The 15362-nt window shown below is 63.8% G+C and carries 14 protein-coding genes; 2 read left to right on the top strand and 12 right to left on the bottom strand.

Features of this window, described 5'->3' with window-relative positions:
• Nucleotides 1–130 precede the first annotated feature (130 nt).
• The 12 genes from DESFRDRAFT_RS03115 to DESFRDRAFT_RS03060 all read right to left on the bottom strand — a co-directional run bounded on the left by DESFRDRAFT_RS03115 (nucleotide 131) and on the right by DESFRDRAFT_RS03060 (nucleotide 13674).
• Nucleotides 131–1096, bottom strand: a complete 966-nt coding sequence (locus tag DESFRDRAFT_RS03115; protein ID WP_005991016.1) for a glycosyltransferase family 2 protein — start codon at nucleotides 1094–1096, stop codon at nucleotides 131–133.
• Between the two features lie 18 nt (nucleotides 1097–1114).
• Complete coding sequence (locus DESFRDRAFT_RS03110) at nucleotides 1115–2806, bottom strand: hypothetical protein (protein ID WP_005991014.1); 1692 nt, start codon at nucleotides 2804–2806, stop codon at nucleotides 1115–1117.
• Nucleotides 2790–3932, bottom strand: coding sequence for a hypothetical protein (locus tag DESFRDRAFT_RS03105; RefSeq protein WP_005991012.1), 1143 nt, complete (start codon nucleotides 3930–3932; stop codon nucleotides 2790–2792). Before DESFRDRAFT_RS03105 ends, DESFRDRAFT_RS03110 begins: the two co-directional genes overlap by 17 nt.
• 11 nt (nucleotides 3933–3943) lie before the next feature.
• The gene (locus DESFRDRAFT_RS03100; protein WP_005991010.1) at nucleotides 3944–4894 is read right to left on the bottom strand and encodes an HlyD family secretion protein; all 951 of its coding nucleotides are present in this window, start codon (nucleotides 4892–4894) and stop codon (nucleotides 3944–3946) included.
• A complete protein-coding gene (locus DESFRDRAFT_RS03095; protein ID WP_005991008.1) occupies nucleotides 4895–6565 on the bottom strand; it encodes a TolC family protein in 1671 nt (556 codons plus the stop codon).
• Between the two features lie 21 nt (nucleotides 6566–6586).
• On the bottom strand, nucleotides 6587–7291 hold the full coding sequence (locus DESFRDRAFT_RS03090; RefSeq protein WP_043793666.1) for an ABC transporter ATP-binding protein: 705 nt from the start codon (nucleotides 7289–7291) through the stop codon (nucleotides 6587–6589).
• Nucleotides 7284–8465 carry an ABC transporter permease gene (locus DESFRDRAFT_RS03085; protein WP_005991004.1) on the bottom strand — a complete coding sequence of 394 codons (1182 nt, stop codon included), beginning with the start codon at nucleotides 8463–8465 and terminating at the stop codon, nucleotides 7284–7286. Before DESFRDRAFT_RS03085 ends, DESFRDRAFT_RS03090 begins: the two co-directional genes overlap by 8 nt.
• A 136-nt stretch (nucleotides 8466–8601) precedes the next feature.
• Nucleotides 8602–9888, bottom strand: a complete 1287-nt coding sequence (locus DESFRDRAFT_RS03080) for an aminotransferase class I/II-fold pyridoxal phosphate-dependent enzyme (RefSeq protein WP_005991002.1) — start codon at nucleotides 9886–9888, stop codon at nucleotides 8602–8604.
• A gap of 125 nt (nucleotides 9889–10013) precedes the next feature.
• Nucleotides 10014–10541 carry a hypothetical protein gene (locus DESFRDRAFT_RS03075; RefSeq protein ID WP_005991000.1) on the bottom strand — a complete coding sequence of 176 codons (528 nt, stop codon included), beginning with the start codon at nucleotides 10539–10541 and terminating at the stop codon, nucleotides 10014–10016.
• Nucleotides 10538–10981, bottom strand: coding sequence for a hypothetical protein (locus DESFRDRAFT_RS03070; RefSeq protein WP_005990997.1), 444 nt, complete (start codon nucleotides 10979–10981; stop codon nucleotides 10538–10540). The genes DESFRDRAFT_RS03075 and DESFRDRAFT_RS03070 overlap by 4 nt, the downstream gene beginning before the upstream one ends.
• A complete protein-coding gene (locus tag DESFRDRAFT_RS03065; RefSeq protein WP_005990995.1) occupies nucleotides 10978–12639 on the bottom strand; it encodes an ArnT family glycosyltransferase in 1662 nt (553 codons plus the stop codon). Before DESFRDRAFT_RS03065 ends, DESFRDRAFT_RS03070 begins: the two co-directional genes overlap by 4 nt.
• A 90-nt stretch (nucleotides 12640–12729) precedes the next feature.
• Nucleotides 12730–13674 carry a lysophospholipid acyltransferase family protein gene (locus tag DESFRDRAFT_RS03060; RefSeq protein ID WP_005990994.1) on the bottom strand — a complete coding sequence of 315 codons (945 nt, stop codon included), beginning with the start codon at nucleotides 13672–13674 and terminating at the stop codon, nucleotides 12730–12732.
• 120 nt (nucleotides 13675–13794) lie between these two features.
• Here DESFRDRAFT_RS03060 and DESFRDRAFT_RS03055 point away from each other — a divergent pair, with 120 nt between their 5' ends.
• Together DESFRDRAFT_RS03055 and DESFRDRAFT_RS03050 are read left to right on the top strand one after the other, a co-directional pair.
• Nucleotides 13795–14736 carry an NAD-dependent epimerase/dehydratase family protein gene (locus tag DESFRDRAFT_RS03055; protein WP_005990992.1) on the top strand — a complete coding sequence of 314 codons (942 nt, stop codon included), beginning with the start codon at nucleotides 13795–13797 and terminating at the stop codon, nucleotides 14734–14736.
• Nucleotides 14737–14793: 57 nt separating this feature from the next.
• Nucleotides 14794–15264, top strand: coding sequence for a hypothetical protein (locus DESFRDRAFT_RS03050; RefSeq protein WP_005990990.1), 471 nt, complete (start codon nucleotides 14794–14796; stop codon nucleotides 15262–15264).
• The last annotated feature ends 98 nt before the right edge of the window (nucleotides 15265–15362 follow it).

Below are 15362 nucleotides of genomic sequence, written 5' to 3'. Positions count from 1 at the left end.
TTTTACCCTCAAATGCCGCTTCACCAATGCAAGCCCCCACCCCTTGAAAAGTTTTTGAAGGGGGTCCGGGGGACACTTTTTTCAAAAAGTTTCCCCCGGCCGCCGGAGGCCTCTCCGCCTCCACTTTGCCCTACGGCTCCCTCTTGCACGTGCAATTGCGCGTGCAGTCCACGATGTAGGTCGGCTTGTCCTGGGACTCATGGTAGGTGCGCATGAGGATCTCGGCGATAAGCCCCATGAAGATGGCCATGATGCCGATCAGCATGAACATGACCACCACCTGGGGCAAGGGCGTCTCGATAAAGCTCTTTCCCAGGAAAAACTTGCAATAGAGCATGAACAGGAACGACAGCACCGACATCAGCATGCTGACCAGCCCGAAGCCTCCAAAGAGATACATGGGCTTTTGCGCGTACTTGTCCAGGAACTTGACGGTCATGAGGTCCAAAATGACCTTCACGGTACGCTCGATGCCGTATTTGGACTCGCCGTGGATGCGCGGATGGTGGGTGACGCCGACCTCGGCCACGCGCGCGCCCTGCCAGGCGGCGTGGATGGGGATGAACCGGTGCATCTCGCCGTAGAGCTTGACGCCCTTTATGATCTGGCGACGGTAGGCCTTGAGCGAACAGCCGTAGTCGTGCAGGCGCACCCCGGAAATGGCCGAAATGAGGCAGTTGGCCACCCGGCTGGGGAAATTGCGCTTGATGGGGTTGTCCTTGCGGTCCTTGCGCCAGCCGGAGACCACATCGTAGCCCTCGGCCAGCTTGGCCAGCAAGCGCGGGATGTCGACGGGGTCGTTTTGCAGATCCCCATCCATGGGAATGAGGATATCGCCCCGGGCCAAGTCGATGCCGGCCATCATGGCCGCGGTCTGGCCGAAATTGCGGCGCAGATGCACCACGCGCACGCGGTCGTCGCGGCAGGCCAGCGCGTCCAGGCGTTCGCGGGTCTCATCGACGGACCCGTCGTTGACCAGGATGATCTCGTAGGGATGGCCGAGTGTGGGCAGCACGGCGTCGAGCTTTTCGTAGAGCGGCGCGATGTTATCCTGCTCATTGTAAAGCGGAATGATGATCGAAAGCGACTCCGGCATGATTCCCGCCAGTTGTGTTCAGTTTCCGGATGAGGGGTTTCCGGCGTCGAGGCGCGCCGCGTCCGCCGCAGCCACGAGCGGCCGCAAATCCACCAGACGCACGCCGGGTTCGGGGCTGGTATAGGGGAATTTGGCCGCGTCGAGAAGGACGAACTTGCCGGGTTTGGCGGCCAGTTCCCGAATACGGGCGTCAAAGGGCGCGAAAAGCGGTCCCCTGGCGATGGCCGCGCCGGTCAAGTCCGCGTCGCGCACCACCATGTGCGTGACGCCGTAGGCCTTGGCGAATTCGAGCACCGTGCCGGCATCCTTGGCGTAATAGGCCGCCGCCTGATGGGCCAGGCGCGGATAGTACCGCTCCCAGTAGCCCACGCTCCAGGGGTGGGCCAGTTCATACGAAGCCAGGACGTCGCGCCGGCCGAAGGTGAGCACGTCGTCGAGGAGTTCGGGATTGCCGGCGACAAGCGCGTCCTTGGGCAGCTCCCGCACGGCGGCATAAAGCGGCGCGTCGGCCCGATAGTCGTAAAGCCCGACGTCGGTCAGCCGCCAGGCCCCGAGCGCGGCCGCAACGAGCAGGAGCAACACCCGAGACAGCGGGCGCTTTAAAATGTCGGCCAAGGCATAGCGCAAGACCACGGCCAGGCCCAGGGCGTAGACCACATTGATGGTGTAGGAAATGTAGCGGTCCGGCACGAAGAGCTTCAGCGCCACGATCCGGGCCAAAATGTACAAGAGCAGCGAACCGACAAGCAGCGCGCCGACCGGGCGGCACTTGGCCAGAAGGGCCGGCCAGGGGGCGCGCCGGGCGCCGATGATGACGATGGGCAACAGGACGACAAGGCTTACGATACCGGCGACAAGGCCGATGTCGAGAAACAGGCCGATGCTCTCGAAGGGCCAATAGACCAGATCGAAAAAGGGATTGGGCAGGGGATAGAGCTCCAGCCTGCCGGCGGCGGAAAATTCGGGCCCGGCGGCAAGCGCCGCATGCCCGACCAGGGGACCGAACCCCGAGGTCGTCAGGGTATGGTCGAAGGACCAGACAATGCCGGCCGCGGCGAAAAGGGCCAGACCATGCCAGGGGCGCACCGGAAACGGCGCGTCGGGCCGGCCCTGGATGCGGGCGAACACCGCGTCCAAACAGGCGCACCCGGCGCAAAGCGCGGCGATATAGGGAATGAAAACCGCTTGGAGCAGGAGGATAACGGCCATGCCAAGGCCCGAACGGCGCATCCAGGCCAGCAGAAACAGCGCGAGAAGCGGCGCGGCGAATCCCCGCGACAGGCCGCCGGAGATGTTCTTCAGGAAAAACGGCATGAGCCAGGCCATGGCGGCGCAGGCATAGCCCAGGACGCGGCCCTCAAGGGTTGCGCCAAGGCCGAAAAAAGCCAGGGCCAAAACCAGCAGCAGACCGCCGGTCAGCCACTTGGAAAAGACGAGCGGCCCCACCCCCAGACCCTTGGCGGCCAGGAAATAGAGCGCCTTGATCCCGGCCGGCACATAAGCGGCGGCGTAGCGCGTCAGCAGGTCGGACGGATAAAGGGCGGGGTCGAGCCAGCGGGCCATCCAGAAAAGCTGCTGACGCGTGTCGTCGTTGACGATAAAGGGCGAGGCCAAGCCGTGGCGATGGGCCACGGCAAAAACGACAAGGGTCAGAAAAGAGACGACGAACCAGTCCGCACGGCGGGCCGGCGCATCAGATGTCCCGGTCATAAAGGCGGAAGACCTTGTAGCGCTCGCCGCCGTAATCCATGAGCGTCTTGTTCCACTGCTCCAGGGATTCCGGGATGAGCGAACAGTCGCAATATTCCATCTTGGGGTGGTTCTGGAGAAAATTGACCACGATGTTGAGTATGATGGCGTGGTGCAGCCGCTTCCACTGATGGGAGCGGGCCACGCCCATGATGACGGCCCGGCAGTGGGTCAGCGGCTTCACCCGGCAGTCCCAGACCAGTTGCAGTTTCTGCCACCAGCCGAACTTGCCGTTGAAGCGTTTGACCGGCCGGTTCATGTCCGGCGACACCACGGAGAAGGCCACGATGTTGTCTTCGTCGTCGACGATCATGGTCTCGAGGTCCGGCCGCACCAACGGCTGGAGCGTGACGAAGAGGTCCTGGTACTGGCGGTCGGTCAGCGGAATATGGCCCCAGTTCTTGCTCCAGATGTCGTTGAAAAGCTCTTTGATCTGGGGGCCGCGCTTGGCGAACTCCTTGCGCGGGATGGGTTGGATCGTGCACTTCTGGCGCTTTAAGATGCTGTCGCGCAATTTTGCCAGCTTTTCCGCGTCGTGCATCGGCTTGCGGCTGATTCTGTAGGCGTACCAGTCGAAGGTCTTGGTGAACCCCCAGGAGGTGACGAGATCCTCGTAGTAGCGGGGGTTGTGGGTCTGCATCATGGCCGGCGGGGTATCGAACCCGTCCACGAGCAGGCCGACCTCGTCATAGATGGCGAACGACAGCGGCCCGTGAAGACGCACCTTGCCCTTCGCCCGTACCCAGCCGGCGGCGGCATCGAACAGGGCATGGGCGGTTTCACGGTTGTTCTCGCATTCGAAAAAACCGAAAAACCCGGTCTCGTTGTCGTGGTATTTCTCGTAGAGGCCGCTGACATGAGCGGAAATACGGCCAACCACCCGACCGTTCCGGCGGGCCAGAAAATATTCGGCCTGGCCGAACTCGAAAAAGGGGCCCCTGGCCGGGTCCAGGAATTCCTCCTGCATGGGAATCAGCGGCGGCACCCAAAGGGGGTCGTCGCGATAGATTTCCCAGGCATAACGAATAAAGGCGTCCATGTCGGCCGGACCGGCCGCGCGCGAAACGACGAGATCGGAATCAGGCATGTTATACAGACTTATTTGTCGGGCTGAATGGTGATCTGCCCCTTGAGGCCTTCCTTGAGTTCCAGCGTCGGGTTGGGAATGGTCAACTCAACGTCGTAATACGAGGGCTGCTGCAGGGTAGAGGGAATGGGCGCCCAGGGGATGCGCGACACCGTGGCGGAATACGTCTTGCCCGGCATGGAGTCGAAGGTGACGGTGGCCGCCTCGCCTTCCTTGAGCTTCTGGGCCTCGATCTCATGGACCTGGGCCCGGATGATCATGGGGTTGAGCTTGCCGACCTGGAACAGCTCGGCGTCCTTGGCCAGCTTGACCCCGAGGCGCAGCTCCGGATTCATCCACATGACATAGCCGTCGGTCGGGGCCTTGATGATGCCGTCCTTGGGCATCTTGCCCACACCCGCGGCCTTGCCGAAGCGGTCCTCGGCCAGCTCCACGTGATCGGACAGGAGCTCGCGGGCCAGGGTCAACTGCTCGGCCAGGGAGGTCTTTTCCTTGCGGTAGACCTCGATCTCCTTGGAGTTCATGGTCAGGGACTGCTGGGAGGCCATGTTGCGCTGACTCATGGCCTGGAGTTCCTTGGCCTTGGCGGAAAGGCGATCAATCTCCTTGTCGGCCATGGCTATCTTGTACTCGATTTCCTTGATGTTGGCCGGTGAGAGCTTGGTCTTCTCGTCCATGCGCGTTTCAAGGGGGATCTCGTAACGGGCCAGGATGTCGTCGCGTTTGACCTGCTGGCCGATCTTCCCGGAAAGGGCCGTTATCTTTGCGTTATAGGGCAAAAACACAGACAATTTGACCGGGCTGTAGAGCTTGCCGGAAAAATTGATCGTCGCGGGCCGAAACGAGTCGGGCGTCTCCTGCTTGGCGGGCTGCTTCCCGTCCGGAGCCTTGTCCTGGGCCATGCCGGCCGTGCTTGCGGCCAGCAGGCAGATGGCGGCCAAAAGCGTGACAAGCTGCCGCATTTAGATGTTCTCCATGACAGTGGCGTTGATGTAGCGGTCCTGGAAGTCGCCGGAGATGGACCGGACCTCGAGCATGTCGACGTCGCGCTGGTATTCCTTCGTGATCAAGGTCTGCCGGCTGTCCAGGTAGTCGGCCATGGCCTTGACGATGGCGTCGTATTCGGCCTGGCCGGATTCAAACCGGAACTGGGCCTGCTGTGTGGTCAGCTTTTGCAACTCCATCGTGGAGTTGGCGAATTTGACGTCGGAATTGGCCGAACGCAGCTTGGCCAGGGCCTGCTGGAACTCGCTCATGAGGGTGAATTCCAGATTGCGCCCCTCGACGTTTTTTTGAGCCAGCTTCTTGTATTGCCGGCTCACGTCGCGGCTTTTAGTCCACCAGTCGAAGGGGAAATTGAACGACAGGTTAGGATACATGAACGGCAGCGCCGAGGTGTCCTCCTTGTAGGAGGTGTTGTTGAGCGTGGACACCGAGGTGAAGCCGAAAGAGAAGGTCGGCAAAAAGTGAATATAGGACAGGGCGATGTTTTTCCGCTGCAACGAAAGTTCGTAATCGTGGATGCGCAGTTTGAAGGAATGCTTGCGCAGCCGCTCATCGGTGACCGAGGCCGGGTTGAAGTCCTCAAGAACCTGGCCCGGGGCGTTGGTGAGGTCGAGATTGATTTTCTGGACAAAGGGGATGCCCATAATGAACTTCATCTCGTCCTGGAGCACGCTGCGGGTGGTCCGCATTTTTTCCGCTTCGGCCTTGGCCATGTTGATGCGCGTTTCGGCGATGCGCACATCGAGCTGGGCGCCCTGGCCGAGGCCGGCCTTGGTTTTCACGTACTCGAGGTTTTTGACGGCCAGATCTTCCCGTTCCTTGGACAGCTTCAACATTTTTTCGACCATGCCGAGCTGCAAAAAGGTGGTGCCGAGCCGTTTGAGCCCCTCGTCGATGACTTTGAGGTGGGACAGAACGGCGATGTTGACCATCTCTTTTTTCGCCTGGACCTCGAAAGCGGTCAAAAGCGGGTTCCAGGCTCCTGTGGAGAAGTTCAGGTCGTAGGTCTTGCGGTTACGGTTGTTGGAGTTGCCCGAGTAGACGGCGTTGGCCGCCGAGATGGAATTGGAAAGGTTTTGGGTGGGGTTGGACGAGGCGTTCTGCATGACCGACGACCAAGCCGTGGGCGCGGCCGTATTTTTATACTCCGGCAGGCGCAGGTAGAAGGTCGTGCTCATGATGATAGTGGGAATGTACTGGGAGTAGGCATCCCCCACGTCCAGGCGCCTGGATTCGATCTCGATGGAACTTTTGGTCAAAAGCGGCGACTGGCTCAGGGCCACGCGCACGCATTCCTGGAAGTCGGCGGGCGAACGCAACGTGGTCGAGCCCAGGGCGAGTCCCCCGGCGGCTTTGGCGAAACTCGGCGCCGGCTCTTCCCCGGACGCCTTGGCGGCGGCCTTCGGCGCGGGCGCCGAAACAGACGACGCGGCCGGAGCCGCAGCGGGGACGCCCTTGTCCTTGGTATACCGGGACGAGCCGGCCCAGGCCGGCAGGCAGGCGAATATCAGTGCCAGACACAGCGCCACGGCCATGGCCCGCACCGTCGCGCGTCCCGCCCGAAAACGGCGGACAACGCCCCCCTGCGACGCATCGATCCGATGTCCGTTGGTAAATTCCCTGGTCATGCGCTCCTCCCCGTCGAGCGTTCAACCGTTGAGGCGGCCGTCCGTCAGGACGCACGTGCGTGTGCAATGCTCGGCCGTCATCGCGTCGTGGGTGACCACGACCATGGCCGTGCGGGCTTCTTCCGTAATCTTTGTAAAATACTCCAATACACGCAGGCTGTTTTCCCGGTCAAGCTGGCCGGTGGGCTCATCCGCCAAAATAAACTCCGGTTCGTTGACCAGGGCCCTGGCGATGGACACCCGCTGCCGCTCACCGCCGGACAGCCGGTTGGACGGCTGGTGGATGCGGTGTTCGAGGTTGACCATGGAAAGCGCCTCGCGAATCCGTTCGGGCCGCTCCCTGCGGCGCACGCCGGCGTAGATCAGCGGCAGTTCCAGATTCTCGTACACGGTGGAGTTTTCAAGCAGGTCACAAGTCTGAAAAACAAATCCGAGCATCTCCCGGCGAAAAATGGCCTGCTGGTCGCGGGACAGGGTCAAGACCTCCACCCCGGCCACCTTGTAGGATCCCGTGGACGGGGGCTGAAAAAGCCCCAGGCAGAAAAGCAGGGTGGATTTGCCCGAACCGGACGGCCCCATGACCGCGACCATTTCCCCACGCCGCACGTGCAGATTGACGTCCTTGAGCACCGAAATCGGTTCGAGCCCGGTGCTGTAGGTCTTGGTCAGCCCGTTGATGTCGATGACAAGCGCGTTGTCGTCGGTATGATCGTATTGATTACTCATAGCGCATGGCATCCACGACCTGCATCCGGCTGGCCCGGATGGAGGGATAAAGGCCGGCGCCGATGCCGAGGACGGCGGCGAAGACAAGCCCCAGCAACAAGCAGACGAAAAACAATCCTTCCGGCGGCCTGGAGCCGAGCATCCGGCTCATGTATTCGATGCCCACCCGGCCGAGGACCACACCCACCACGGACGAGGTCAGGGTGACGCACAGGGCCTCGAAAAGAAACTGGTAAAGGATGTCGGTATCCAGGGCGCCCATGGCCTTTTTGAGGCCGATTTCACGTGTGCGGCTCGTGACCGTGGCCATCATGATGTTCCAGATGCCGAAGCCGCCGAGAATCATGGTGGCCACAATGGAGCTGTAGATGAAAAGCTCCACCCACCAGAAGATGCGCTGCACCTGCTTGAGGGGCTCCCAGGCCACGTTGACCCGCAGCCCCCGGTCGATCTGATTGGCCTTGACCACGCCGGGGATGGCCTTGGACACCGGGGCCACGTCGTCCCATGTGGCGCAACGCACGTAGGCGCTGTAGGGCATGGAGATGTTCACCACCCGGGCCATGGCCGTGGAGATGGGCAGAAACACGAACTGGCTGCGGTCGCCGGCGCGCACGCCGCCGAGAATGCCGACGACGGTATAGAGGTTGTCGTCGATGGACAGGATCTTGCCGATGGCGTCCTTGCCCGCGCCGAACATCTGGCGGGCCAGGTCCACGCCCACCACGCACACGCGCGCCCCTTCCTCGATGTCCCGCTCGTCGAAAAGACGGCCTTCGGCGGCGTTGAAGGAAAAGACCTTCCAATAATTGGCTTCGCAACCGACCAGGTTGAAGCCGAAAATCCTGTCGTGCCAAGTGGTCAGCGCATTGGTTTTCAGCGCCACCTTGGTGATGTCGGAAACGCCCGGAATGCGGGCCAGGGCGTCCAGGGTCCGGTCGCGAAACCATTCCTGGCGCTCCAGCGGCTGCTGCTCGAACATCACGTTGATGATGGTCGCGCCGCCGAGCAAGTCGAGGTCGTTGTTGAAATTTTTCTTGAGGTCGTTGCCCATGGTGATGATGACGATAAACCCCGCCATGCCAAGGGCAATGGACGCCATAACGCCGATGTAGCGTCGGCGCTTGCGCACGACCTCGCGCACGCTGACGCGCACGAGGTCGTAATACCGCATAGGGCCGGCGCCGCGACGCCGAATGCGGTCGAGTTCCGCGACGGTTATCTTCTTTCGTTTTCCAATAGCCATGCTGTGTACCGGGAGGCGTCCCAGAATAAGGAGCTCCCGCGCCTATACCGGAGGCAGGGGCGCTTTACAAGTACGAGAGCCTCGAGCGGCCCGAGGCCTCGGCGACGTCCCCATCCGGGCACACCGCATCCATATCCTCGGCCATGTCGCACTCGCGCACGCCGAACTCCCGGGCCAGACGGTCGAGGACCGAAAGCACGAAATCGAGCTGCCGGTCCTGGTGGGTGCTCATGTAGGCGGTCCGGATCAGCGCCTGGCCGCGCGGCACGGCCGGATAGACGGCCGGCAGGGCGAAGACGCCGGCCTCGAACAGGGCGCGCGAAAATTGGAAGGCCTTTTCGTCGGAGCCGATGATGATGGGAATGATCGGCGAGGCCGAGGCGCCGATGCGTAGGCCGATATCCTTGTAGGCCTGACGCATGCGCAGGGTGACCGCGTGGAGGCGGTCCACCCGCTCGGGCTCACGCTCCAAAATGTCCAGGCAGGTGAGCACGGCCACGGTGTTGGCGGCCGGCAGGGCGGCGGAAAAAATCTGGGTGCGCGACTGGTAGCGCAAAAACCGCAGCATATCCTCGTCGTCGCCGGCGATGAACCCGCCGATGGACGCCATGGACTTGCTGAAGGTGCCCATGATGAAATCGACCTTGTCGGTGATGTCGAAATGGTCCGCCGCGCCGCGCCCTCCCCGGCCGAACACGCCGAGGCCGTGGGCGTCGTCGAGATAAAAGACGATGTCGGGATGGTCGGCTTTGATGGCGGCCAGCTCGTCGAGGACGGCCAGCTCGCCGGACATGCTGAACACGCCCTCGGTGACCAGGAACACGTCGCCGTCGGGCCGGGCGGCCTTGGCGTCCTCCACGCGCTTTCGCGCCTGGGCCGCGTCGTTGTGGGCGAAGGTGACCAGCCGGGCGCGGGTGTTCTTGATGCCTTCGAAAATACTGGCGTGGTTTTCCCGGTCGCAGATGACGGTATCGGCCGGGGTGACCAGGACGCCGAGCGCCCCCATGTTGGTGCTAAATCCCGTGACGTGGACCACGGCGTGGCGTTTGCCGACAAAGGCGGCCAGCCTTTCCTCCAGGGCATGGTGCAGCACCATGTTGCCGCTCAAAAAGCGGGAACCGCCGGGGCCGGTGCCCCAATCGTAGACGGCCCGGGCCGAGGCGTCCATGACCCGGGGGTCATGGCTAAGCCCCAGGTAGTCGTTGGAACCGATCATGACCAGACGCTTGCCGTCCACTTCGACCTCGGTGCCCCAAGTCTTGGATATGGGCCTGAAATAGGGATTGATCCCCTGGGCGGATATGCTCGAATGCAAGGCATTGAAGTGGTCGCAACGTTGGCGCAGTGTCATGGCGATTGTTTCTTCCTCGTGTGGTTTGCAAGCGGACGGTAAAAGCCTGGGGGGAGAGTGACGCCGCCCGGCGGCCTTTTGGCCAGGCCGCATTCCGGCATATGACCGGAGAAACGGCCAATACGTCAAAGGCCGGGGCTTGGCAAGTCTTGGGGATTATGGCCGAAGCCGCGGGCTTCCCGGACATGGGCGGCAAGCTGGCCGAGGATTTTGCCCAGGGCCAGCCGGGCCCGGCCGAACTGGCCGGGGGAGGTCCGGGTGAAATAGATCTCGTCGTCCGGCGTGGCCAGTTCCTCGCTGAAATTGCGCAGCCACTGGCCGCGCTTCTTGCTCCATTCCAGATAGACCCAATAAAAGGAGGTGGAGCCGTCCCTGGCCCGGCAGCGCGCCGCGCCCCAGGCGTAGGCCTCGCCGCCGCGCTCCACCTGCCGGAATTTCATGAAATCCCAATCCTCGAAGGCCAACCCCTCCGAGGCGGTCATGCCCCGCACGGCGATGTCCATGGCCCGGCGGTAGTCGTCCTTGGGAATGCCGGCAAGCCCGAGGGCCGGGTAATACCAGGCCCCGAACCAGACAAGCGCGCCCACGCCGAGAACGATCACGGCCAGCACGGCGAGAAGCGACCGCTTGAGGTTGCGTCCGGTACGACTCACGGCTTGCCGCCCTCCCCGGCTTCGGCGCAGCCAAGGCCCATGCGCCAGTGCGCGGCTTCCAGGCGTCTGGCCCGCTCAAGCTTTTCCCAGGCCCGCACCTCGTCGTCCACGGCCCGTTCGCGGGTGGCCTGGTCCTTGCGGATGGCCCGGGTGAGCGATTCCTCGTCGACCAGGGAGCCCTTGGCCGGCTTGTACACGCCGGAGCGCAGCTCGGACAGGCGCACGCGCACGGCCTTATCCGTGGCCTCGAGCACGTCGCGGTGGCGCTCCTTCATGATGGCGGTGTTCTCGCCGTCATTGACCAGCCCGTTGAAGAAATCCCGGGGCCGCAGCCAGGAGGCCGCCTCGGGCGTCTTCATGAAACCTTTGTAAAGGGTGCCGCCAAGGGCCACGAGCAAAAGCAGCCGCACCACGTTCTCCCGGGTCAATACGCGCTTCACGACCGAGGCTCCTTGAGCCGCCAGATTTCCAGCGACTTGTTCGGGGGCTCCACCGGCATGAAATAGTGGTGGTTGGGGTCGTCGGTGCGGTTGCCGAAGGTCTCGTCGGGAAGGGACAGGGGCACGCGTTCGTAGCGGCCCGAAAGGTCCATGCCGTCGGTATATTCCCGGGCGCCGAAAAGAAAGCGGTCGCGGTTGACCCGCACCACCCGGCGTCGAAGCACCCAGTCCGGCACCGTGCCCGGCGGCACCGGCCCTTGCAGCCCCCCCAGGACCCTGAGCCCCGGCACGTAAAACATCAGCGGCAAATCGCCGTACTCGGCCAGCACCGTCTGTCCGGGCTTGGCGTGGGTCTTGAAAAATTCCACGATGCTCGTGTTGACGTCGGGATAGCCGCAGACGAGCTCGGTGACGAGGAGCTTCAAGGGAAAATTGAGCGAGGTGAGCTGGCGAAAATCGTTTTGCCAGGGGCGGTTGACGATCTTGAGCCGCTCCATGGGGTAGACGGCCAGCCAGTTGGTAAACGCCAGCAGGATGAAAAGCATCACCGAGGCGGGCCGGGAAAAGCCCCACAGCCGGCGCACGCACCAGGCGAGCAGGATGGCGCAAAGGGGCAGCAGATGGGCGATGTAGCGGAAAAAGCGCTGGGGCACGATGCCGAGAAAAAGCAGGCTCATGACGATCAGCACGGCGGAAAAAAGCACGAACGTCTCGCCGGGATCGTCGGGGCGCCTGAGCCTGGTGAAAAAGCCCCGCCAGCGCCAGACCAGGGCCGCCGATACGGGCAGCGGGATACAGAACATGCACAGGTCGGCAAAGTAGAGCATCAGGTTTTCCGGCACGAGCAGGATGTCGAACATGCCGCTTTGCCGGCCGATGCGGTAGAGCAGGATTCCCGGCACCACGGCCACGACCGTGGTGAGCAGGGTCAAAAGGCCCAGCCGCTTCCAGGCCATGCGCTCGGGATAGACCAGGGCGGCGGCGGCCAGGGCCGTTGGGGCGAAGCTCAAAAAGAGCAGATAGTTGGCGTGAAAAAGCAGGACCATGGAGGCGAAAATGGCCCAAAACGGCCCCCAGCGCCGCTGCCAGTCGGAAAAGAAGGCGTCCAGGGCCCACAGCACGAAAAGCGTGCCCGGGGCGTAGTAGCGGGCCTGCCGGCCGATCAGCAAGAAAGGCACGCAGCTGGTGAGCAAAATGGCGGCCAGCAAGGCCCACGACCGGTCGCCGAAGTGGCGGCGCACCAGCCGGTAGGTCCAGAAGATGGCCAGAAGCGCGGCCAGGGCGAAGGGGAAACGGGCCGGGGCGGTGTCCATGCCGCCGACGGCCATGCCCGCCGCCTGCATGTAGATCTGAATCCAGGGGGACCAGCGCCACAGGTAGCCGCCGGTCTTGTCGAACTCACGGGCCTCCTCCTGGGACACGACATTGACCCCGTCGGAGGCGTAGGGCAGGCCGGAGTGCAAGACGTTTCTGGCCAGGCAGGCCGTTTCGGCCTCGTCCTGCCAGAAGGGCCGCTGGCCCAGATTGTAGAACAGCAAAAAGGCGGCCGCGAGCAAAACGACGACAAGGCCCCAGTCCAGGCGGGCAAAAAAACCCGGGGATCCGGGCTGCGGCGGCGCGGCCGGATGCGTGCCGGCGGTCGTCGTGGATATTGGCATGGCCCGCCCTGGGTAATGGAGGCGGCCGGCGTTGTCCAGCCTCGTATCCGCTTCCCAGGGATTTTCATCAGGCGTTCCCGTCGCGCGCCCTCAAACGAAAAAGGGGTCCTGGCCGCTTGCCGCCATGTGCAGCCGGAAAGCCAGGAAATAGAGGTAATGGCTGGGACTCGCGATCACGGCCCGGGACAGGCGCTCGGCGAACAGGGCCGTCGCCGCCTCGGCGTCCTCGTGCCGGGGCCCGACCGCGGGCAGCGGCTCCTCGATGCGAAGCGTCATCCGGCCATCCGCCGCCCGCTCCATGAAGCAGGGCAGCACCGCGCAGCCCGTCTTGCCGGCAAGCTGCATCGGTCCCAGGGAAAAGGCGGCCGTACGGCCGAGAAAGGGCACGGCGACGCGTTTTTCCCCGCCGCCGCCGTCCACGGCCACGCCAAGGACATTGCCGCCGCGCAGACAGGTGAAGGCCTCCCGCAGGCTGCCGAAGACGCTCACGTGGGTCACGGGCAGGGACAACTCGTGGGCCCAGCGCATCTCGCGCGTGCGGCGCACCGCCCGGCTCCGCCCCTCGGGCAGCTTTTCGTTTAAAACCGTGGCCGGGGCCGAAAGCTGCCACATGCGGTAGCCGGCGTGGCCGATGGCAGGCATGATCATCTGGTTGGCGCCGAAATGGCCGAAGGCGAGCATGGCCCCGCGCCCCATGGCCAGGGCGGCGTCGAGGCGGTCGCGGCCGGCGATGGCGACCAGGGCGGCGGTGCGCTCCGGGGTCAGACGCGGAAAAAGAAGCGCCTCGAGGTCGGTCTGGCAAAATTCCACCAGGGCCTTGCGGGCAAGGGAAAGGCGCGCCCCGGGATCGTCGGGCACGCCCGGGACGTAGCGCGCCGCCTCGGCCATGCCGGCAAGCCTGGCGTTGGGCACCCGGCCGAGCGCCCGGCCGAGCCCCCTGGCCAGGGCATGGGCCGCGCCATCCGGCAGGGTCCAGACCAACCGCTTGAAAGGATGCCAGTAGCACCAGACCAACGCGTCCCGGATCGCCCGCATATTCCCGTCCTTTGCTTGCGCGATGGTGGCGGGTAGCATGTCTGGCGCGCGTTTCGCAAATGGTGTATGGCCCGGCCAGACGCTTCGCCGTCATTATCACACAGCCAAAAGGAAGCTTTCATGCGCATACTCGTCACCGGCGGATTCGGTTATATCGGCAGCGTGCTCGTTCCGGAACTCCTCGCCCTGGGGCACGACGTCACGGCCTACGACATCGGCTGGTTCGGCCGCCACATCCCCGAACATCCCCGCCTCACCGCCATCAGCGGCGACACGCGGGACATCGACGCGGTGCCCATGGCCGGCGTGGACGCCGTGATCAACCTGGCCAACGTGGCCAACGACCCCTGCGGCGACCTGGATTCCAAACTGACCTGGGAGGTCAACTGCCTGGCCACCATGAAGCTGGCCGAGAAGGCCGTGGCCTGCGGGGTCAAGCAGTTCCTGCACGCCTCCTCGGGCTCGGTCTACGGCGTCAAGGACGAGCCGGAAGTGACCGAGGACCTGCCCTGCGTGCCCATCTCGGACTACAACAAGACCAAGATGGTCAGCGAACGGGTGCTTTTAAGCTACGCCGACAAGTTCGCCCTGACCATCGTGCGCCCGGCCACGGTGTGCGGCTACTCTCCGCGCATGCGCCTGGACGTGGCCGTCAACCTGCTCACCATGCAGGCCCTGGCCAAAAAGCACATCACCGTCCTTGGCGGCGACCAGACCCGGCCCAACATCCACATGAAGGACATCGTGCGGGTGTTCCTGCATTTCCTGGCCGCCGGCGGCAAATACACCGGCATCTACAACGCGGGCTTCGAAAACATCTCCATCCTCGATCTGGCCAAGAAGATCGTGGAGGTGGCTCCGGCCGAGATCGAGATCAAGCCGTCCAACGACCCCCGTTCCTATCGCCAGAATTCCGACAAGCTGCTGGCCACGGGATTTACGCCCAAGTACGGCGTGGCCGACGGCATCCGCGACGTGGCCGAGGCCTTCCGGGACGGACGGCTGGCCGACGAGGACCGCTGGTACAACATCCGCACCATGAAGACCCTGCCCAAGCTGTAGGCCGCGCCTGAAGCGGAGGCCCGGCCGAAGCCGGACGGGGAGGGAGGCGACGGACATATGGATGCCCAGACGTATCCCTGGGGACGAGTGGCCACCGCTGGCGTGGCGGCGCTGGTGCTTATCCTTGCCGGCGTGATCTGGCTGGGGTTCGCCAACGAACGGCTGCGCCAGGAGGTCCGCGCCGTGGCAGTGAGCGTCAAGGCCCTGCCGCCGGCCGCGCCGGCGGTCGACGTCACGGGACTGGCCGGACAGGTCAAGGCCGTCGGCGAGGCGGTAGCCGCCCTTTCGGCCAAGGTCGACGCCCTTCGCGGCCGCGACGCGGCCAAGGCCCTGGAGCGGCTTTCCGGCGAGGTCCGCGCGCTCAGCGCCAAGGTGGACGGGCTTGTCGCGGCCAAGGCCGCCCCGGCCAAGTCGGGCAAGACGGGGAAGAAGTCCGCCGCCTCTCCATCCCGGAGCGCTCCGGTCGAGGACGGCGCCCAGCCCCGGCCCTTCTTCGGCCCGGGCTATCCGGCCTGGCCGGGTTACTAAGGTTCCCCAAGCCCTCTCTCCCGGCCTTCTTCATGCAGGTTGCCGCTGCAACCCGTTAAGAAATTTAGGAAGGGGAGAGCGCGAGAGGGGAGAACCCT

The organism is Solidesulfovibrio fructosivorans JJ] (assembly GCF_000179555.1).
Classification (GTDB): Bacteria; Desulfobacterota; Desulfovibrionia; order Desulfovibrionales; family Desulfovibrionaceae; genus Solidesulfovibrio; species Solidesulfovibrio fructosivorans.
Note: the sequence above shows the minus strand (reverse complement) of the source record. Positions and strands in the feature narration are given on the sequence as shown.